Raw genomic sequence first — 19,398 nt, 5'->3', positions numbered from 1 at the left:
CGGGGGGTGGTGGGGCGGGATGGTCGGTCAGTCAGCCGGTTGGGTCGGCGAGGGCACGCGCGGCGAGCTCGGCGTAGAGGGCGGCACCGTCGGGCAGGACGCCCTCGTCGAACCGGGCTCGCGCGCTGTGGTTGAACGGCGCGGTGCGCGGGTCGGCGTCACGCATGGCCGCGCCGAGCGCGACGAGGCTGCCGGGCACCTGGGCGAGCACCCGGGAGAAGTCCTCCGAGCAGGCCAGCGGATGGTCGAGTGTCGTGTAGCGGCGTTCACCGAACGTCTCGGCGACGGCGCGGGCGGCGAGCGCGGTCGTCCCGGCGTCGTTGACCGTCGCCGGCCGCTCGGGCGCGAACTCGACGTCGACCTCGACGCCGTGCCCGTGGGCGATCCCGCGCAGCAGCCGGCGTGCGGCGCGCTCGACCAGCTCGGCGGTGCCGGCCGAGAAGGTCCGCACGGTGGCCTCGAAGATGGCCTCGTCGGGGATGACGGTGCGCCGGGTCCCCGCCCGCAGCACCCCCACGGTGATCACGACCGGGTCGAACACGTCGAACTGGCGGGTCACCATCGTCTGCAGTCCGAGGACCATCTCGGCGGCGGCGGTGACGGGATCGCTCGCCCGGTGCGGCATGGACCCGTGCCCGCCCTCCCCGCGCACGGTGACCCGCAGCATCGCCGACGCCGAGGTGATCGCGCCCGCCCGGCCGCAGAACTGGCCGCCCGGCAGCGCGGCGGAGAACACATGCAGCCCGAAGGCGGCGGACACCCGCCGGCCGGAGGCGTCCAGCACGCCCTCGTCGATCATGCGCTGCGCGCCCTCCCAGCCCTCCTCCCCGGGCTGGAACATGAACACGACGTCCCCGGGCAGCGCCGCGCGGCGGGCGCACAGCAGGTGCGCCGCGCCGACCAGCATCGCCGTGTGCAGGTCGTGGCCGCAGGCGTGCATCACCCCGTCGACGGTCGACGCGTCGGGCAGTCCCGTGTGCTCCCACACCGGCAGGGCGTCCATGTCGCCGCGCAGCAGCACGGACGGCGCCGCCCCGCCGCCGGCGGCTCCCGCCCCGCGCGGCGCGCCACCGCGCAGGACGGCGGTCACCGAGGTCGCGGAGCGACCGAGGGTGATCTCCAGGGGGAGGCCGTCGAGCGCGGCGAGCACCTTCTCCTGCGTGCGGGGCAGATCGAGGCCGATCTCTGGCTCGCGGTGCAGGCGGCGACGCAGGGAGACCAGGTCGTCCGCCATCGACCGCGCGTCCTGGAGCACGGACATGCGTGACCGTCCCTTCCGGAGACACCGCAACGAGGAGCCGGGGCCTCGACCCGCGCGGGTCGGCCCGCGCAGGTTGGTCTCCGCAGGTTGGTCTCCGCAGGACAGTGTGCGCATGTCCGGGCGGCGGGCGGCGGCGCGGGCGGTCTACACCGGCGGGTCCTCGGCCGGCACGGCCTGGCCGGACGGCACTGCCTGGCCGGACCGTGTCACCTTGACGGGTGGTGTCACCTGCCCGGACCGTGTCACCTGGCCGGACCGTGCCGCCTGGACGTGCGGTGTCGCCTGGACGTGCGGTGTCGCCTGGACGTGCGGTGTCGCCTGGACGTGCGGTGTCGCCTGGACGTGCGGTGTCGCCTGGACGTGCGGTGTCGCCTGGACGTGCGGTGTCGCCTGGACGTGCGGGGCGCCCCGGTGCCCGCGCTGGGGCGGGAGCTCGGCGGCGACGGACGATGCCGTCCCGGCGCCTACGGGCGCGGGTGCGGGGACGGGCGCGGCGACGGGCGCGGCGGCCGCGGCGTCGGTGCCGCCCGGCACGCCGGCGGCGCGCAGCAGCAGGGATCCCACGACGGCGACGGCGAGGTTGAGCGCGAGCGCGGTCACGGCGATGTAGCCGGCCCGGCCGAGGCCGGGAACGGTCGCCAGCGCCCCGCCGAAGTGCCGGGCGAGCGTGCTGTGCTGCGCGTACGCCTGCGCGGTGCCGTAGGCCATGCCCACCACCCAGCCGGCGAGCAGGGCCCGGCGGTGCAGGCGGGGCCGCCACAGCCCGAGCACGACCGCCGGGAACGTCTGCAGGATCCACACCCCGCCGAGCAGCTGCAGATTGATCGAGTTCTGCGTGTCCAGGCACAGGACGAACACCAGCGCGCCGGCCTTGACCAGCAGCGAGGCGACCTTGGAGACGGCGGCCTCGCGCGCCGGCGTCGCGTCCGGTCGCAGGTGCCCGACGTAGATGGTGCGGGTGAACAGGTTCGCCGCCGCGATCGACATGATCGCCGCCGGGACCAGCGCGCCGACGGCGACCGCCGCGAACGCGACCCCGGCGAACCAGGCCGGGAACTCGTGGTCGAACAGCAGCGGGACGGCGAGACGCGGGTTCGTGGTGTGCACGCCGGCCGCGATCGCCACGTAGCCGAGCAGGGCGATCAGGGCGAGCAGCACCGTGTAGAGCGGCAGGACTGCGGTGTTGCGCCGGATGACGTCGCGGGACCGGGTCGAGAGCACCCCGGTGATCGCGTGCGGGTACAGGAACAGGGCCATCGCCGAACCGAGCGCGAGGGTGGCGTAGGCGAGGACGTCCTTCGGGCCGGGGATGAACACGGCGCTCGGGTGCTTCCCGGCCGCCGCCGCGGCGGCGTTCGCGGCGTCGAACTTGTGCTCGGCGGCGTCGAAGACCGCCCCGAAACCGCCGAGGCGGTGCGGGATCACCACGATCGCGACGGCGACCACCAGGTAGATCAGCAGGTCCTTGGCGAACGCGAGCAGCGCCGGGGCGCGCAGACCCGCGGTGTAGGTGCAGGCGGCGAGCACGGCGAAGGCGACGATGACCGGCAGGTCGCGCACGACGGGGTTGGCGCTGCGGGTGCCGACCCCCATCACCTCCAGCACCGCCTGCATGCCGACGAGCTGCAGGGCGATGTAGGGCATGGTCGCCACGATGCCGGTGACGGCGACCGCCAGGGCGAGGCTGCGCGAGCCGTAGCGGCCCTGCACCAGGTCCGCGGGCGTGACGTAGCCGTGGCGGTGCGACAGCGTCCACACCCGGGGCATGAGGACGAACACCAGCGGCCACACCATCGTGGTGTAGGCGACGGCGTACCAGCCGGAGACCGCGCCCGCCGCGTACATCGCTCCCGGCACCGCGATGAAGGTGTACGCGGTGAAGATGTCGCCGCCGATGAGGAACCAGGCGACGAAGCCGCCGAAGGTCCGCCCGCCGAGACCCCATTCGTCCAGGCTGGCGAGCGACCGCCCGCCGACGCGCCGCCAGCGGGTCGCGGCGAAACCGAGCAGCGCGACCGCGGCGAGCAGCACGGCGAACACCGTGAACTGCACCCCGTGGAACGACGACCCCGCGCCGTTCACCGCGCGCTCCGATGGGCGTCACGGCCGGCGGGGCCGTCCGCCCCTGCCGCCCCTGCCGCGCCGGCCGTCCCGGCCGCGGTGGACGGGGCGGCGAACCGGGCCAGCAGCCAGACGCTCGCGGCCATGCCGAGTGCCCCGATGACCAGCCACATCAGCGAGTACCAGTAGAAGAACGGCACGCCTCCCACCCGAGGCTCGCGCCGCGTGTAGGTGCCGACCAGCAGCATGGCGAGGATCTGCGTGCCGAGCACGACCGCGACCGCGGCCCGCGCGGCCAGCGCCGCCCGCCGGCCTGGCACGCCACGGCCGTCCCGGCGGTGGGAACCGGGAGGCCGGCGCGGCGGGCCGGCCCGGTCGGCGTCACGGTCGCGGTCCTGCGGCATCCGGCGTCACTCCCGATGTTGATGTGCTGAGCGTGTTCGGCTCGTCACATTAACGGTGGGGAGTGGCGCGTCACTGGTAGTGACCCGAGCCCGGAGTGTGGGCCGACCGGTGGCCCGTCGCATCCGGCAGACGCCATCCGGCAGACGCCGTCCGCCAGACCCCGTGGGCCGGGGGCGTCGGCGGGGGTCGTCGACCGTGGGCCGGGCCTCGCGGGACCGCCCGCCCGCTCAGCCTGAGCTGGCCGCGCTGGTGGCGGCGACCGCCGCCGCGCTGGCGGCCGCGGCCTGCGCCTCGCTGATCACCTTCTTGACGATCGGCGCGATCGGCGTCTGCTCGGTCGCGTCCTGGATGCGGGCGCGGGCGTGCCGCCGCTCGCCGCGTTGCGGGGCGACGACCTCCAGCAGCCGCGACGGACCGGACAGGGCAAGCACGGTCGCGGTGCGCGCGTCGAGCGGGTCGTCGCCGGCCGCCGCGGCGCGCATCCGGCCCACGACCTCGTCGCGGACCTTCGGCCGCAGCACCGGATGGCGGGTCACCCGCACGACCAGCACCCGGTCGCGGCGCCGCCCGAGTACCCCGTCGTCCACCAGCGCGTCGACGACCCGTGACCACACCCCACCGACCGCCCGGTCCAGTCGGCGCAGCTGATCGGCCGCCCGCCGCCCGCGCAGGGTCCCGAGCAGCCGGTGGACGTCGGCGAGCAGCGGTTCCTCGGCGAGCAGCGGGTGCGTGCCCGGCCCGCCCACCGGTGCGAGCCGCTTCCCGTCCTCCGCGACCAGCCCGGCGAGGCCGAGCTCGGCGACGAGCGCACCGGACAGCCCGACCCGCAGCGGTTCCCGGGAGGAGTTCACCGGCGTCCCGCCCTCCGGGTCGAGCGCGAGCAGCAGAAGTTCCTCGGCGAGCAGCATGCCCGTGTCTCCTCACGTCGACCCATCGGCGGCCGTGGCGACCTCCCCGGGCCGAGGATCATGCCCTCCGGCGCGCCCCCGCAACCCCATGGTCGCCCTGCCGACATCCGCACCGGCGCCGCGCGCGGACTAGACCGCGGGTCGAGTTGTGATCTCTCGGGCCGCCTTCGTGTGGACGCATCCGCCCGCTGCCCGCCGCCGTCCTACGGCGCCCCGACACCATCCGTTCATGATCAACCCCGGTGTGGGTGGCGACCTGGAACGCCGAGGAGGCGGGGGACTTCCCGTGGAGGGGGAGTGGCCGCCGGGGAAGGCGGCGTGATGCCAGTTTCCTGGTGTGTCGTGTCCGGTTTGTCCCTAGGTTTCTGGCAGAGAACGCCGTGATGATGTCAGAACGCTGTCACCGGCCGCCGCCGCGGGCCGCCGCCGCGAACGGCCTCGGACCGCTGACGCGACAGGCCGACACAACGATCGCAACCCGACGCGCGGGCTAGAGCCAGCCGGCGTCCTCGGCGGCACGCAGGGCCTCCAGGCGGTTGCGGGTGCCCGTCTTGGCGATCACGGACGACAGGTAGTTGCGCACGGTGCCCTCGGACAGGAACAGCCTTCCGGCGATGTCCGAGACGGTCGCGCCGTCCCGGGCGGCGACGAGGACGTCGCGCTCGCGGCCGGTGAGGGGACTGGCGCCGCCGGCCAGCGTCGCGGCGGCGAGCGTCGGATCGACGACGCGTTCACCCCGCGCGACCCTTCGGATCGCGTCGGCCAGCGCCTCGGCCGGCGCGTCCTTCACGACGAAGCCGAGCGCGCCCGCCTCCATCGCGCGGCGCAGGTAACCGGTCCGGCCGAACGTCGTCACGATGAGCACCTGGGTCGTCAGCGCGGTGGCACGAACGGCCGCGGCGGCCGCGAGCCCGTCGATGCCGGGCATCTCGACATCCATCAGGACGACGTCCGGGCGCAGTGCGACCACCCGGGGGACGACCTCGTCACCTCGGCCGACCTGCCCGACGACCTCGATGTCGTCCTCCAGCGACAGCAACGCGGCGAGCGCGCCGCGGACGAGATGCTGGTCGTCGGCCAGCAGCACCGTGATCATCGGGAAGGTCCGCTGGCACCGCCGACCGCGGCCTGGGCTGTGTTCGCGGGTAGGGCGGGAGCCGGGGCAACGCCCGGAGCCACCACCGGGGAGACGGCCGGAAGAGTGGCCTCCTGGTCAGAGGGGACAACGACGCGCAGCCGGAATCCGGGGGACGCGGCGGACGGGCTGGCGGGGCCGGTCTCCAGCCGGCCGCCGGCCGCCGCGACCCGCTCGGCCAGGCCGCGCAGCCCCGCACCGCCGGGCGAGCCGGCGACCGCACCGGCGGCGCCGTTCACCGGCGCGGGGCCGCGGCCGTCGTCGACGAGCTCGATGCCGTCACTGCCGATGCCGCCGCCTATGCCGCTCCCTGCGCTGCCGCTACCCGCATCGTCACTGTCGGCGCAGGCACCGCCGAGGGTGATCCGCAGGTGGTGGGCGCCGCTGTGGCGGACCGCGTTGGTCACGCCCTCGCGGACCACCCAGCCGAACAGCTCCCTCAGCTGGCCGGGGACCTCCTCGACGGAGGCGGGCAGCTCGGCGCGGATGCCGGCCGCGGCGAGCACCTGGCGGGCGGCGGCGAGCTCGGTGACCAGGCTGACCTCCCGGTAGCCGGCCACGGTGGCCCGCACGTCGGCGAGGCCCTGCCGGCCGAGCGCGGCGACCTGCGCCATCTCGTCGGCGGCGCGGGCGGGGTCGCGGTCGGCCAGCTTCGAGGCGAGCTCCGCCTTCACCGTGATCGTGGTGAGCGCGTGGCCGAGCAGGTCGTGCAGGTCCCGGGCGATGCGCAGCCGTTCCTGTTCCTTGGCGAGCCGTTCGATCTCCTGATGGGCACGGGACAGCTCCGCCTGGCTGCGCGCGCCGGCGCGGACCCCGTACATCGTCAGCGCGGCGAGCAGCACCGGGGCGGACAGCGACCACTGGGCGCCGTGCGCCTGCCACCAGTCGACGTGCTGCGGCAGCCAGGTGTCGACGGCGGCGATCGCGAGGACCAGCGGGATCGAGACGATCGGGCGGGCCAGCAGGACGAGCGCCACACTCAGGTAGACCGTCATCACCAGCCCGCCGCCGCCGACGACCGGCACGTAGGCGGCGATGCAGGCCACCATGCCAAGCAGCGCCGGCCACAGGTACTCGCGGCGCCCCAGGAAGGCGACGAGCGGGACGGTGATCAGGTACACCGCGCTGAACACGACCAGCAGGACGGCACCGTAGGCGATGACGAGGGGGTTGTCGTGCAGAGCCACCATGTCCGAGGCGGCGTAGCCGAGGTAGACGAGGAAGACGCTGGCGACGCGGCGCCAGCGCCACGGATCCATCATCGGGCGGTCCCGCGGGACCACCGGCAACCCCGGTTGCAGCAGGAACCGCCGCGTCGCCCCGGCCGCACCCGCCGCGGCACCCGCGTTCCACCCCACCGTGGTCACCTCCCTGGCTGCCGGCCCGGGGCCCGTCAGGTGCGCAGCTGGTCGCGGGTGTAGGCCCGCCCGGCGGCGGCGCCGAGCACGACCGTCCACAGGGCCAGGGTGATCAGGCCGCGGACGCCGATCCAGCCGCCCTCGAGCACCGCGCGGCCGGCCTGGGCCGACCAGTACATCGGCAGCAGCTTCACGATATCGGCGAGCCAGGTCGGGAAGTTCTCGACCGGAACCCAGATCCCGCCGGCCAGCGCCAGCAGGCTGAACACGCCACCGGTCACGGCCTGCAGGTTCTCCGGGCGGACCAGGTAGCCGAGCCACACCGCGAACGCGGCCAGCGGGATCAGTCCGAGCAGGATCGACGCGCCCGCGCCCAGGTAGGTGCCGGCGGACAGCCGTACCCCGCGCATCGCGTCGCCGGCGACGAACACCGCCACGATCGGCAGCACGGCCATGGTGAACCTGGTCGCCACCTTGCCGAGCACGTACTGCGGGCCGGTGAGCGCGGTCAGCCGCAGCTGGCGGTTCCAGCCGAGGGAGCGTTCGACGGCGATCCCGCCGGCGGTGCCGAGCACGGAGTTCATCGCCCCGAACGACGCCATGCTGATCATGATGTAGGGGGCGACGGTGAGCGCGCCGAGCCGATCGTCCGCGCCGGACGCGCTGAACGCGCCGAACAGGATGATCGGCATCACCAGGGTGAAGATCAGCAGCCGCGTGTTGCGCCAGCCGCGGGTGATCTCCGATCGGACGTAGCGCAGGTAGGTGGAGGCGGCGGCCGCGGCGGGGGGCCGTGCGGACGCGGTGGTGGACGCGGCGGCGGCGGTGATGTCGCTCATCGGGTGGTCTCCTGGCGGCTGGCGGCGGGCCGGATCTCGGGAGAGTCGTCCGAGGTCAGCGCGACGAACGCGTCCTCGAGTCCGGCGCCGACGACCTCGATGTCCTCCACCGTCGGGTAGGCGGCGAGCAGCGCGCGCAGGGCCGTGTCACTGTCCGGGCAGGTCAGGGTGATCGACGCGCCGCGGCTGTCGACGCGCGCCACCCCGGGCAGCCGGGCGAGGCCGGTGAGGACGGCGTCGTCCAGCCCGTGCAGGGTGGCGCGGATGGTCCGGCCGCCGACCAGCGCCTTGACCTCGGTGGTCGGGCCGTCAGCGATGACCTGGCCGCGGCGCAGCAGGACGATCCGGTCGGCGAAGTCGTCCGCCTCCTCCAGGTAGTGGGTGGCGAACAGGACGGTGCGCCCGGCGGCGGCCCACGTCCGCATCGCCGTCCAGAAGGCGCGGCGGCTCTCCACGTCCATCGCGGCGGTCGGCTCGTCGAGGACGATGAGGTCGGGGTCGGGCAGCAGGGCGAGCGCGAAGCGGACCCGCTGGCGCTGGCCGCCGGAGAGCCGGTTGGTCCGGGCGTCGGCCAGTTCGCTCACGCCGGCGCGGGCCAGCACCTCGCGCACCGGCAGGGCGCGGGGGTACAGGGCGCGCACGGACTCGAGCATCCGCCCGACGCTGACCTCGGGCAGCAGCCCGCCGTTCTGCAGCATCGCGCCGACCCGCCCGGCGGTGCAGGCCCGCTGGGGGCTTTCGCCGTACAGCCGGACCTCGCCGTCGTCCGGGCGGGTCAGGCCAAGCAGCATGTCGATCGTCGTCGACTTGCCGGCGCCGTTCGGCCCGAGCAGCGCGACGATCTCGCCGGCGGCGATCGCCAGGTCGACGCCGTCGACGGCCTGGACGGTGCCGTACTGCTTGCGCAGGCCGACGAGGTGGACGCTGTGTGGCGGGGATGCGACGGCCGTCTTGTGGGCGCCCGCCTCGCGGCTGCGCGGGATGACATCCCGCGCAGCCGCCTGGGGGATCGAGCCGGGGGCAGACGGGGTGCCGCGGCCAGACGGCGGAGGTGTCCCGAACATGGGATCAAGGATTCCGCGCGGCCACGTCCAGCTCCAGTCATGACCGTCACGGGTGCGCCATGACAGTTGTCATGACGGCATCGCCTGGCCGACACCCCGGCCGGGCCAGCCCGGCGAGACGGGCCGGCCGGGGAAGCAGGACTCAGGCGGCCGAGCTGGTGTGCGCCTTGGCGAGGCGCAGGCCCTCCTCGATGGAGGAGGCGGTGGTCGTCCAGGTCTCGCAGGCGCACTCGACGAGGTAGGTGCCGTCCTCCTGCGGCAGCACCGACTGCGCCACGCACAGGCCGCGGTTGTTCGCCACGTCCTGCATGAACTCGTTCGGCGAGTCGTACATCACGTTGTCAGTCACATCGGCTCCTTCCTCGGGGAGAGACGGCGGCGGGACGGCGGACGCCGGGGGCGCGGTGATCGTGTCCCCGGCGTCCGACCGGCGTTGCCACTCCCACCGGCGCCGATCGGAGGCGCCGGTCCGCGGGACAGGTCAGGACGTGGCGCCGACGGGCGCCGGCGCGTCGGCGGTCGGCAGCGGCGGCACCGACGGGAACAGCTCGGCGAACGCGCCCACCGTGATGCGCTGCTTCACCGCCGGGTCGACGCCGTCGAACAGGCCGTGCAGCGTCTCCTGCGTGTGGCCGAACGTCCCCTCCATGTGCGGGTAGTCGCTGCCCCACATGACGTTGTTGTAGCCCATCGCGGTCATCGCGGCGACGGCCGTGCTGTCGTGCTGGAACGACGCGTACACCTGCGAGTAGAGGATCTCCCGCGGGCTGCGGGTCAGCTTCGGGCGGACCAGCATGTGGTGCTGGCGGTAGCCCTCCTCCATCCGGTCGGCGAGGAACGGCACCCAGGTCGCGCCACCCTCGGCGATGAGGATCCGCAGGTCGGGGTGCCGGTCGAGGGCGCCGGAGGCGACCATGGCGGTCGCGACCCGCTGACCGGAGTAGGTGGTCTCGACGTAGTTGAGCACCGCGCCGCCGGGGCCCCGGTGCACGACGCCGGACGGCCCGGTGGCGGTGAGGTCGACCGGCTCGGTGCCGATGTGGAAGGCGAGCACCATGTTCGCCCGCTCGGCGGCGGCCCAGAAGGGCTCCCACGAGTCGTGGTTGTAGGGCTTCTGCTTCGGGTGGGGGCTGGTCGGCATGAAGACCGCGCGGTAACCGATCTCGGCGCAGCGCTCGAGCTCCGCGACGGCGTCCTCGAGGATCAGGGTCGGCACCTGCGCCGTCGGGATCAGCCGCGGCGAGCGCCGGGCGATCTTGTCCCAGGCCCAGTCGTTGCTGACCTTCACCGCCTCGCGCAGCACCTCCGGCGTGCGGAACGACGAGTTCCACATGCCGAGCGACGGGAAGGTGAGCTCGCCCCAGACACCCTCGTTGTCGAGGTCCTTGAGTCGCAGGTCGAGGTCACGGGCGCCGGGCGCGCGGTGGGTGGCGTCGTAGAACTCCTGCGCCTGGGGCTTGGGCAGCTGACGGCGGAACGACATGCCGTCGATGTGGACGGTCTCCCACAGGCCGTCGGGGTCCTTCTCCGAGCGCGGGACGAGGTCGGCGAGCCGGGCGGGCAGGCTGGTCCGCCAGAGGTCCTCCGGCTCGAGGAAGTGCGAGTCCCCGGAGTTTGCCCAGATCTTGTTCATCGTGTGACTCCTGATCCTCGGGTCCGTCCTGGCCCTGTCATGCCCGGCCGCCGCGTATGTGAAAACGTGTTTTTCACAGCATGCGCCGTGAGCGGCCTCACGTCAACCGGTGTGTCGCGCGGATGCTGGAACCGGGTGTGCGGGCGGCATGGCCGCACATCGGACGGCCGTGGCGGCCGGCCGGAACAGAGCGGCCGGCCAGAACAGAGCGGCCGGCGGGAACGGATCAGCGCGGGTCCGCGCCGCCGCCCGTGTCGGCACGCGGGGTGGGGCCGGGCGCGGCGCCGAGAGCCCGGAAGATGAAGTCGCCCACCCGGTCGGCGAGCTCCCCGGCTCTCTCGGCGAGCCGCGCGTCACCGTCGGCGGGCCGTCTCAGCAGCTGCGTGTCCAGGCAGTAGCCCAGGATCGCCTGGATCTGCTCGGCGTCCGCCTCGGGGTTCGCCCAGGGGAACGAGCCGTCCTCGACGCCCCGGCGCAGGATCGCGGCCAGGGCCGCCTCGCTCGTGGCGTGATACCACTCGCGTTCCCCCGCGTAGCCCCGGGCGCGCCGGGCCTCGTCCGAGCTGAGTACCAGCGCGCGGCGGCGGCGAGGCTCCTGCGACATCAGCCGCAGCGCGCCGTCGATCCAGCTGCGCAGCGCCTCGGCGGCCGTCAGGGTGCCGGCCGCGGCGGCGGACAGCTCGGCGGTCACCCGCTCGCTGTCCCGGCGGAACATCGCCAGCAGCAGGCTGTCCTTGGAGGCGAAGTGCCGGTAGAAGGCGCGCGTCGACAACCCGGCTGCCTGCAGGATGTCGGTGATCGAGACCGAGGCGCCCTCGCTCGCGATCAAACACCGGTAGGCGGCGTTCATGATCTGCTCGCGCTCGCGCCCCTGGTCGATCTGGACAGCCACGCCGCCACCTCCTTCGCTCAGGTCGGGTCGGACCGCGCCCACCGCGGGCGCAGCGGCCCGCCGGTCCGGGCGATCACCTTACCGGGCGGACGGTACCCGAACGAGACGTACCCCCACCTCACGGTGGCACGGTCCGCGACCGGGCTGACAGGGTGGTGGCATGGATCTGCGCGTGTTCGTCGAGCCCCAGCAGGGTGCGTCCTATGATCAGCAGCTCGCCGTCGCGAAGGCGGCCGAGCAGGCAGGCTTCGACGGGTTCTTCCGCTCCGACCACTACCTGCGGATGGGCCCGGGAGATCCGCTGCCCGGCCCGTCGGACGCCTGGATCACCCTCGCCGGCCTCGCCCGGGAGACCTCCCGCATCCGGCTCGGCACCCTGGTGACCAGCGCGACCTTCCGGCTGCCAGGGCCTCTGGCCATCAGCGTCGCCCAGGTGGACGCGATGAGCGGCGGCCGGGTGGAGCTGGGGCTCGGCGCCGGCTGGTTCGAGGCGGAGCACAGCGCCTACGGGGTGCCGTTCCCGTCGCTGGGCGAGCGGTTCGAGCGGCTGGAGGAGCAGCTGGCGATCATCACCGGGCTGTGGGGCACCCCGGCGGGGGAGACCTTCAGTCACACGGGAAGCCACTACCAGCTCACCGACAGCCCGGCCCTGCCCAAACCGGCGCAGCGCCCCGGGCCGCCGATCATCGTCGGGGGCGCCGGCACCCACCGGACGCCCCGCCTCGCCGCCGCCTACGCGGCCGAGTACAACGCGGCGTTCGCCTCCGCGGAGGTCGTCGCCGAGCGGTTCGCCCGCGCCCGCGCGGCCGCCGCGGCGGTCGGACGCGACCCGGCGAGCCTGGTCTGCTCCACGGCGAACGTCGTCGTCTGCGCGACCAGCGACGCGGACCTCGCCCGCCGCGCCGCCCGCATCGGCCGCGACGTCGAGGAGCTGCGGGCGAACGGGTTCGTCGGGACGCCCGAGGAGGTCGTCGCCCGGCTCACCGCCTTCGGCCCGGCCGGAGCCGGCGCGAGCCGGATCTACCTGCAGCTGCTCGACCTGGAGGACCTCGACCACCTCGGGCTGATCGCCACCGAGGTCCTTCCGCGCGTCTGACCGTCTGACCGTTCGACCATCTGGCCGGGTCGGCGTCGGCGCCCGGCGGCACCGCGGGCGCCGACCGCCCAGACCCGCCCGAACGGGTCACCCGCACGGTGGCAGTGCCCGAATGGTTCCCGCCTGTGCATCACGACGTTATGAACCCGCTCACATCTACCGCTGACGTGAGATGGAGGCGCTAGCCTGCCACCGTGACGACCTCTGAGCATGGTCACGACGGCGCCTACAAGTGGATCGCGCTGTCGAACACGACCATCGGCATCCTGATGGCCACCATCAACAGCTCGATCCTGCTGATCGCGCTGCCGGACATCTTCCGGGGCATCCAGATCGACCCGCTCGCCCCGGAGAACACCTCGTACTTCCTGTGGATCCTGACGGGCTTCATGCTCGTCACCTCGGTCCTGGTGGTGAGCCTCGGCCGGGTCGGCGACATGTTCGGCCGGGTGCGGATGTACAACCTCGGCTTCGCGATCTTCACGGTGTTCTCGATCCTGCTGGCCGTGACCTGGATGCACGGGACCGCGGCCGCCTGGTGGCTCATCGTGATGCGGATCGGGCAGGGGGTCGGCGGGGCGTTCCTGTTCGCCAACTCCAGTGCGATCATCACCGACGCGTTCCCGGAGAACGAGCGGGGCTTCGCGCTCGGCATCAACGGCGTGGCGGCGATCGGCGGGTCGTTCCTCGGCCTGCTCGTCGGTGGCCTGCTCGCGCCGGTCGAGTGGCATCTGGTGTTCCTGGTGTCCGTGCCGTTCGGCCTGTTCGGCACGGTCTGGGCCTACCTGAAGCTGCGTGACAACGGGGTGCGCACGCACGCCCGCATCGACTGGGCCGGCAACATCAGCTTCGGGGTCGGCCTCATCGCGATCCTCACCGGCATCGTCTACGGCCTGCAGCCCTACGGCGGGCACACCATGGGCTGGACCAAGCCGTTCGTGCTCGTCTGCCTGTTCGGCGGCCTCGCCGTGCTGATCGGCTTCGTGGTCATCGAGGTGCGCTCGGCGGACCCGATGTTCCGCCTCGAGCTGTTCCGCCACCGCGGGTTCACCATGGGCAGCCTCACGGCGCTGCTCGCCGCGCTCGCCCGCGGCGGCCTGCAGTTCATGCTGATCATCTGGCTGCAGGGGATCTGGCTACCGCTGCACGGCTACAGCTTCGAGAAGACCCCGCTGTGGGCCGGCATCTACATGATCCCGCTGACGGTCGGGTTCCTGCTCGCCGGCCCGATGGCCGGCCGGCTCGCCGACCGGTACGGCGCGCGCCCGTTCGCCACCCTCGGCCTCGTCTTCACCGCCGTGGCGTTCCTGCTGTTCGACCTGATCCCGATCAACTTCAACTACTGGGGCTTCGCGGCGATCCTGCTGCTCATGGGCCTGTCGATGGGCCTGTTCGCGGCGCCGAACACGAGCGCGGTGATGAACACCCTGCCGGCGAGTCAGCGCGGCGCCGGCGCCGGCATGCTCACCACCTTCCAGAACTCGGCCAGCGTGCTGTCCATCGGCGTGTTCTTCACCGTGATCGCGCTGGGCCTCGCCTCCAGCCTGCCCGACGCGATGTTCCACGGGCTCACCGGCCAGGGCGTGGACCCGGCGAAGGCCCACGAGCTGGCGAACCTGCCGCCGATCGGCAGCCTGTTCGCCGCGTTCCTCGGCTTCAACCCCACCGAGCAGCTGCTCGGCCCGGACACGCTGAACTCGCTGCCTCAGGACCGCGCCGACTTCCTCACCGGGCACACCTTCTTCCCGAACCTCATCTCGGGCCCGTTCGGTGACGGCCTGCACCTCGCCTTCGGCTTCGCGGCGATCGCCTGCGTCATCGCCGCCGTGCTCAGCTGGCTGCGGGGCCGCGACGCGCCGCACGCGCGGCAGAGCCTGCGGGCGGAGGCGGCGGAGGGCCTGGCCGGCGTCGGCGAGCTCGCCGCGATGGAGGACGGCGCCGGCAGCCCGCTGCCGGGCGCGCCCAGCTCGTCGGCCGAACCCGCCCAGTCGGCCTAGCGGTCGCTGCGGTGCGAGACAATCACGGGGTGGGTGCGAAGGACGCGACCAGACAGGCGGCACCCGAGCTGTGCGGCATCGGGGAGGCGGCGCAGAAACTCGGGGTGTCCGTACGGGCACTGCGCTACTACCAGGAAGTAGGGTTGCTGACCCCCTCCGCGCGGACCAGCGGGGGCAATCGGCTCTACGCCGACGCCGACCTCGCCCGGGTCCGCCGGATCCGGGAACTCCAGACGCTGCTCGGCTTCAACCTGGACGAGATCAGGACGATCCTCGCCTACGAGGATCATCTCGCCCAGGTGCGGCTGGAATACCGCGCGGCCTCCGACGACGGCGACCGGCTGCGGCTGCTGGACGAGGGGCAGCGCGCCTACCTGAAGGTGCGCGGCGAGGTGGAGGACAAGATCCTCCGGCTGGTGGCCTTCCGCGACGAGATCGACGAGCGGCTGGAGCGGACCAGGCGACTGCGCGAGAGCGCCACCGTCCCCGCTCCCGGCTGAGGTCCGGTACCTCGGCGGTGTTGTCGTCCCCGGTCAGGCCACCACCGCAGGGGAACCGTCTACCCGGCCGAGAGGCCGGCGCGACCCGTCAGGCCTTGCGCGCCACCGCGCCGTAGCCGCCGGCCGCCGCGTCGGCGACCGGGACCACCCCGGGCGCCGGGCGCCAGCGCTGCACCGGCACGAGCCCCGGCTCCAGCAGTTCCAGGCCGTCGAAGAAGCGGGCGATGCTCGCCCGGGTGCGCGGCTGTACGGGGATGCCACGGGCCCGGTACAGGGCGATGCCGCGCGCCGTGGTCGCCGCCGGGAGGAAGTCGCCGGTCACGTGGGTGAGCGCGAGATGACTGCCGGGGGGCAGCGCGTCCATCAGATGCGCGACGATGCCGTGCGGATCGTCCTCGTCCGACACGTGGTGCAGCAGCGACAGCAGGCACAGGGCGACCGGACGGCCGAGGTCGAGCTCGGCGCGCAGCCGCGGGGAGCGCAGGATCCCCCCTCGGGGTCGCGCACGTCCGCCGCGACGACCGCGGTGCGGCCCTGCGCGGTGCCGGTGAGCAGGGCGCGCGCGTACGCCAGCACGAGCGGTACCACCCCAAGGTTGCACACGTCGAGGGGGAAGCTAATTAGGACCGCATCGGCTGGGTACCCGACAACACCGCCCCTGCAGGTCACGGCCACCAGCGGAATACCCGCAGAACCGACGAGGCGATTACGGCACCCGCGATCTTCTGTATTTCGTCGGTCTAGATCAATCCTGGCAGGGCATTGGCGACTGCCCGTCACCCGCTGAGCGACGCGGACACTACCGATTTTTAATGCGTGATACCGTCGGATCACGACTTCGTGATCACGATAGTTCCAAGGTCAGGCCGGTGCCGGCGAGGCAGCCGTCGAAGGCCCGGTTGGCGATCTGTCCGCCCTTGAGCACCGACCACACCCCTCACCGGATTCAGCTCGGGCGCGTACGAAGGCAGCTGCACCATGGTCAGCCACAGCGTGTTCGCTGCGATGAACGCGGCCATCTCCACGCACAGGTGCCGGTTGAGGTTATCCCAGACCAGCACCACCGGCCTGCCCCGCCGCTTGTGCAAAGCCACGACCAGATCCCGATAGTCCCGCCAGGAGAACGACATCGGCTCGTCGCGGCGGCCCCGGTGCTTCAGGGTCCGGTAGAACAGCCGCGGCGCCTGGCCGGGCCGGTAGCGGGCCATCCCCGCCACCGACACCCGCCCCGACCCGCCTCCGCGTACCCGGACCAGCGGGGTGCGCTCACGCCGGCCCCAGCTGGTCACCCGCGGTGGCCGCAGGGACTGCCCGGCCTCGTCCTCGACGACGATCCAGGCCCCTGTGGCCGCAGCCAAGGGTACCGGCCGGCACGTTAGCAGGACCGACTTGTGCCGGCGACCTTCCCGCCGAGGGAGTACGCGGAGCGCAGGCAGACATCGACGAAGATCTGAACCGCACGCCGGCGGTCGCCGGTGCGCCAGACAACCGCCAGCTCGGCCGGGGGCAGCCCACGCACTGGATGGAAAACAACATCATCTCGCCGGTACATCTCGGCGCTGCCCGCAGTCAGCAGAACCACGCCCAGCCCGGACGCGACCGCTTCCAAGGCCTCCTCCGCAGTCGTGGCCTCGGCCCCGACCAACGCCGGTACGGTCCGCTGACCGGCCGCCAGCCAGGACTCTCGCAGTGGACCAGCGTCGTCGGGCAGCGCGATGAACGGTTCCTCGGCCAGGTCCGCGAAGTCCACCTCGGCACTTTCAGCCAAAGGGTGTTTCGACGGCATCGCCACCCAGCGGTCCTCGGAGGTGACCACCTGCCAGGAGAATGCCGCGTCCGCGTGCACCGGCAGCCACGCAAACGCGACATCCACACCACCACCACCCGCCAGCCCCGCGGACGGGTCACTACACGGGACCTGGCGGAGCAGCAGCCGCCATTGCGGCAGCGCCATCTCCAACGCGGCCCTGACAGCGGGGATCAGTCCCCGGCCGATCCGCGTCTGGAACCCGACCACCAGAGTGCGGTGCCGCGCGGCTGCGGCATCGGCGACCGCCCGCTGCGCATCCTCCCACTGCGCGATGATGCGTCGCGCCTCCGGCAGCAGCGCCCTACCCGCTTGGGTGAGGTTGACCGTCCGGCTGTTCCGCTCGAACAGCGCCGCCCGGAAGGACAGCTCGAGCTGACGGATCTGCTTGCTCACCGCCGGCTGGGAGACGAAGAGCCGGTCCTCGGCGGCCACGGTGAAACTCAGTTCTTCGGCCACGGCGACGAAATACCGCAGCTGCCGTATGTGGACATCCATAACCACATGTTATGGCTCCCGGTCTTGGACGAGCCCCGCCGCCGACGGAGATGCTGGCAGCACCGCACGGCCCACAGACAGCCACCGACAACCGGTGCACCGTGTGGATCTGCTCCTCGTCGGGACCGGACGAGCAGCCCACCCCAGCCGGCGCCGGGACGGCGCATATCGAAAGGAAGCAGGAACGTGGAACTCGGCGTCAGCGGCCTGAACATGAAAGCGACGGTGAGCCCGGATGCCACCCTCCGACTCGTCCGGCTGGCCGAAGAACTCGGCTACCGCTCCTGGTGGGCCAGCGAACATGTAGTGCTACCCAGACGCCGGGTGCCGCCTTCCCCGCTGGAAGCGACCGACCCCATCCTCGACTCGCTGGTACACCTGGCCTACGTCGCCGCAGCCACCCGGAAACTGGAGCTCGGCACCGGCGTCATCGTCCTCCCGCAACGCAACCCGCTCATCCTGGCCAAGCAGGTGGCGAGCCTGGACGTGCTGAGTGGAGGACGGCTCCTCCTGGGCGTCAGCGCCGGATACCTGGAACCCGAGATGACCGCGATCGGGATACCGATGGCCGGGCGGGGCCACCGCACGGACGAGTACCTGGACGCGATGACGGCACTGTGGACCGACCCCGCGCCCTCCTACGACGGGCAATATGTCTCGTTCACGGACGTCGACGCGCACCCGCGGCCCGTGCGCCCGGGCGGCCCCCGCATCGTGATCGGTGGCCACAGCCCGGCCGCCTTCCGCCGCGCGGTCTCCCGCGGGCACGGCTGGTTGGGCTTCGGCACGGCAACGGACCTGGTCACCCACCTTGCCGGACTGGCTGCGGCGGCGGCCGAGGTCGAACGGCCAGCTCGACTCGGCCGCCTCGAGGTCAACTTCATACCGGTCGACCCGGTCGAGGTCGACGCCGACACCGCCCGCCGGTACGCCGACCTCGGAGTCGACCGCCTCGTCGTATACCCGATGCCGATCGAGAACGAGGCCGACGTCGCCGCCTTCCTCGAACGCCACGCCACCCTGCCGCACTGACCCGTCACCGCGCTCCGGCGATCCCGTCCACCCTGATGGTGACCTATGGGCCGCACCGGACTCACCTACATCGTCCGGTGTCGGCCCGAGCCGGACCCGACCGGGCGATGGCAATGTCGAACAGCCGCAGATATGACAGCACCCTGGCAAGCGCCCCGACCTGCTCGTCGGTCAACCCATACCCACGTCACCCCCCGGCAGCCCGAGCCCACCCAGACGACACGCCCCACCACACTGCCGACCAACGTCCCACCAGCAACCACCGCAACCCAGCCCCGCACCGAAGCCAGCCACACCCCGAGCCATTCAGCGGCGCCGCTCAACACAGCGGGCCAAACGGAGCCCGAACCGGCGCTACCGCCTCGGCAGGACGCCGCCCCGTCCCGCCCGGGGATGCTGATCAGCAGGTTTGCATGATCGTATTGGACCGCCTTCGGCTACTTCGGGGCCGACTCGGAACGGCGTCGTCCCCGAGGGCCTGGCAGCGCGGCAGTCGGCGTATTACCTGCGAGCCGCGCGGCGTGCGCAACCCGGATACGGACTACAGAGTCAACCGGACCACCTAAAGATGCAGGTGAGACACCTGGACCTACGCCGGCACGATCGGGTCGTTGTCGACGTAGACGACCCGCGCGGTGGGCTGCGACGCCTGTGCGACCTCGTGCAGGTTCGGCGCGGCCGGCAGACCGACGCCGATGTCGACGAACTGGCGCACGCCAGCCTCGCCCGCCAGGTGCGCCGTCGCCCGCGTGAGGAAGCCGCGCAGCTCGCGGATCGCCACCCGCGTCGCGGGATAGGCATCGACCAGGAGCTCGGCCGCCTCCCGGTCGGCCGCGAGGTTGTCCTTGCCGCCGAGGTAGTAGTCGTACATGCGGGCGGGGTGGGGCTGCACGTCGATCGGGCCCACTCCGC

General features: G+C 72.8%; 20 protein-coding genes. 4 read left to right on the top strand and 16 right to left on the bottom strand.

Annotated elements, in window-relative coordinates:
- Positions 1–31: 31 nt before the first annotated feature.
- The 11 genes from C1A33_RS04805 to C1A33_RS04755 form a co-directional block, all read right to left on the bottom strand.
- Positions 32–1,261: a M20 metallopeptidase family protein gene (locus C1A33_RS04805; RefSeq protein ID WP_101830312.1), complete on the bottom strand. Its 1,230-nt coding sequence runs from the start codon at positions 1,259–1,261 to the stop codon at positions 32–34.
- Positions 1,262–1,405: 144 nt separating this feature from the next.
- Positions 1,406–3,343 (bottom strand): monocarboxylate uptake permease MctP, encoded by a 1,938-nt coding sequence (gene mctP / locus C1A33_RS04800; RefSeq protein ID WP_243407196.1) that lies wholly within the window; start codon positions 3,341–3,343, stop codon positions 1,406–1,408.
- Positions 3,340–3,726: a DUF3311 domain-containing protein gene (locus C1A33_RS04795; protein WP_101830311.1), complete on the bottom strand. Its 387-nt coding sequence runs from the start codon at positions 3,724–3,726 to the stop codon at positions 3,340–3,342. Before C1A33_RS04795 ends, mctP begins: the two co-directional genes overlap by 4 nt.
- Positions 3,727–3,954: 228 nt before the next feature.
- On the bottom strand, positions 3,955–4,635 hold the full coding sequence (locus tag C1A33_RS04790; protein WP_101830310.1) for a GOLPH3/VPS74 family protein: 681 nt from the start codon (positions 4,633–4,635) through the stop codon (positions 3,955–3,957).
- 490 nt (positions 4,636–5,125) lie between these two features.
- On the bottom strand, positions 5,126–5,731 hold the full coding sequence (locus C1A33_RS04785; protein ID WP_101830309.1) for a response regulator transcription factor: 606 nt from the start codon (positions 5,729–5,731) through the stop codon (positions 5,126–5,128).
- Positions 5,728–7,128, bottom strand: coding sequence for a sensor histidine kinase (locus tag C1A33_RS04780; protein WP_243407195.1), 1,401 nt, complete (start codon positions 7,126–7,128; stop codon positions 5,728–5,730). Before C1A33_RS04780 ends, C1A33_RS04785 begins: the two co-directional genes overlap by 4 nt.
- 35 nt (positions 7,129–7,163) lie before the next feature.
- On the bottom strand, positions 7,164–7,967 hold the full coding sequence (locus tag C1A33_RS04775; RefSeq protein WP_101830308.1) for an ABC transporter permease: 804 nt from the start codon (positions 7,965–7,967) through the stop codon (positions 7,164–7,166).
- Complete coding sequence (locus tag C1A33_RS04770) at positions 7,964–9,031, bottom strand: ABC transporter ATP-binding protein (RefSeq protein ID WP_101830307.1); 1,068 nt, start codon at positions 9,029–9,031, stop codon at positions 7,964–7,966. The genes C1A33_RS04775 and C1A33_RS04770 overlap by 4 nt, the downstream gene beginning before the upstream one ends.
- Positions 9,032–9,173: 142 nt before the next feature.
- Complete coding sequence (locus C1A33_RS04765; RefSeq protein WP_207770166.1) at positions 9,174–9,380, bottom strand: hypothetical protein; 207 nt, start codon at positions 9,378–9,380, stop codon at positions 9,174–9,176.
- 132 nt (positions 9,381–9,512) lie between these two features.
- Positions 9,513–10,664, bottom strand: coding sequence for an amidohydrolase family protein (locus tag C1A33_RS04760; RefSeq protein WP_101830306.1), 1,152 nt, complete (start codon positions 10,662–10,664; stop codon positions 9,513–9,515).
- 226 nt (positions 10,665–10,890) lie between these two features.
- On the bottom strand, positions 10,891–11,556 hold the full coding sequence (locus C1A33_RS04755; protein WP_207770165.1) for a TetR/AcrR family transcriptional regulator: 666 nt from the start codon (positions 11,554–11,556) through the stop codon (positions 10,891–10,893).
- A gap of 160 nt (positions 11,557–11,716) precedes the next feature.
- Between C1A33_RS04755 and C1A33_RS04750 the strand changes: the two genes are divergently transcribed.
- The 3 genes from C1A33_RS04750 to C1A33_RS04740 all read left to right on the top strand — a co-directional run bounded on the left by C1A33_RS04750 (position 11,717) and on the right by C1A33_RS04740 (position 15,149).
- Positions 11,717–12,652, top strand: a complete 936-nt coding sequence (locus tag C1A33_RS04750; RefSeq protein ID WP_101830305.1) for an LLM class F420-dependent oxidoreductase — start codon at positions 11,717–11,719, stop codon at positions 12,650–12,652.
- A 194-nt stretch (positions 12,653–12,846) separates the two neighbouring features.
- Positions 12,847–14,649 (top strand): MFS transporter, encoded by a 1,803-nt coding sequence (locus C1A33_RS04745; protein WP_243407194.1) that lies wholly within the window; start codon positions 12,847–12,849, stop codon positions 14,647–14,649.
- Between the two features lie 29 nt (positions 14,650–14,678).
- Positions 14,679–15,149 carry a helix-turn-helix domain-containing protein gene (locus C1A33_RS04740; RefSeq protein WP_243407193.1) on the top strand — a complete coding sequence of 157 codons (471 nt, stop codon included), beginning with the start codon at positions 14,679–14,681 and terminating at the stop codon, positions 15,147–15,149.
- An 88-nt stretch (positions 15,150–15,237) separates the two neighbouring features.
- On the opposite strand, the gene C1A33_RS04735 is transcribed toward C1A33_RS04740, so the two are convergent.
- From C1A33_RS04735 to C1A33_RS04725, 4 genes are all read right to left on the bottom strand, one after another.
- Complete coding sequence (locus C1A33_RS04735; RefSeq protein WP_243407198.1) at positions 15,238–15,582, bottom strand: SAM-dependent methyltransferase; 345 nt, start codon at positions 15,580–15,582, stop codon at positions 15,238–15,240.
- The gene (locus C1A33_RS36230) at positions 15,513–15,725 is read right to left on the bottom strand and encodes an SAM-dependent methyltransferase (RefSeq protein WP_243407197.1); all 213 of its coding nucleotides are present in this window, start codon (positions 15,723–15,725) and stop codon (positions 15,513–15,515) included. Before C1A33_RS36230 ends, C1A33_RS04735 begins: the two co-directional genes overlap by 70 nt.
- Before the next feature lie 254 nt (positions 15,726–15,979).
- On the bottom strand, positions 15,980–16,507 hold the full coding sequence (locus C1A33_RS04730) for a transposase (RefSeq protein ID WP_207770164.1): 528 nt from the start codon (positions 16,505–16,507) through the stop codon (positions 15,980–15,982).
- 17 nt (positions 16,508–16,524) lie between these two features.
- A complete protein-coding gene (locus tag C1A33_RS04725; RefSeq protein ID WP_101830302.1) occupies positions 16,525–17,454 on the bottom strand; it encodes a LysR family transcriptional regulator in 930 nt (309 codons plus the stop codon).
- Between the two features lie 186 nt (positions 17,455–17,640).
- Here C1A33_RS04725 and C1A33_RS04720 point away from each other — a divergent pair, with 186 nt between their 5' ends.
- Positions 17,641–18,486 carry an LLM class F420-dependent oxidoreductase gene (locus C1A33_RS04720; RefSeq protein WP_101830301.1) on the top strand — a complete coding sequence of 282 codons (846 nt, stop codon included), beginning with the start codon at positions 17,641–17,643 and terminating at the stop codon, positions 18,484–18,486.
- A 589-nt stretch (positions 18,487–19,075) separates the two neighbouring features.
- Here the strand turns inward: C1A33_RS04720 and C1A33_RS04715 are convergent.
- Positions 19,076–19,398 (bottom strand): SAM-dependent methyltransferase (locus tag C1A33_RS04715; protein WP_341477185.1); only part of this gene is annotated, 323 nt, incomplete at its 5' end.

The sequence above is a fragment of the Frankia canadensis genome, from assembly GCF_900197875.1.
Lineage (GTDB): Bacteria > Actinomycetota > Actinomycetes > Frankiales > Frankiaceae > Frankia > Frankia canadensis.
This window is presented reverse-complemented; position numbering and strand designations above follow the sequence as displayed.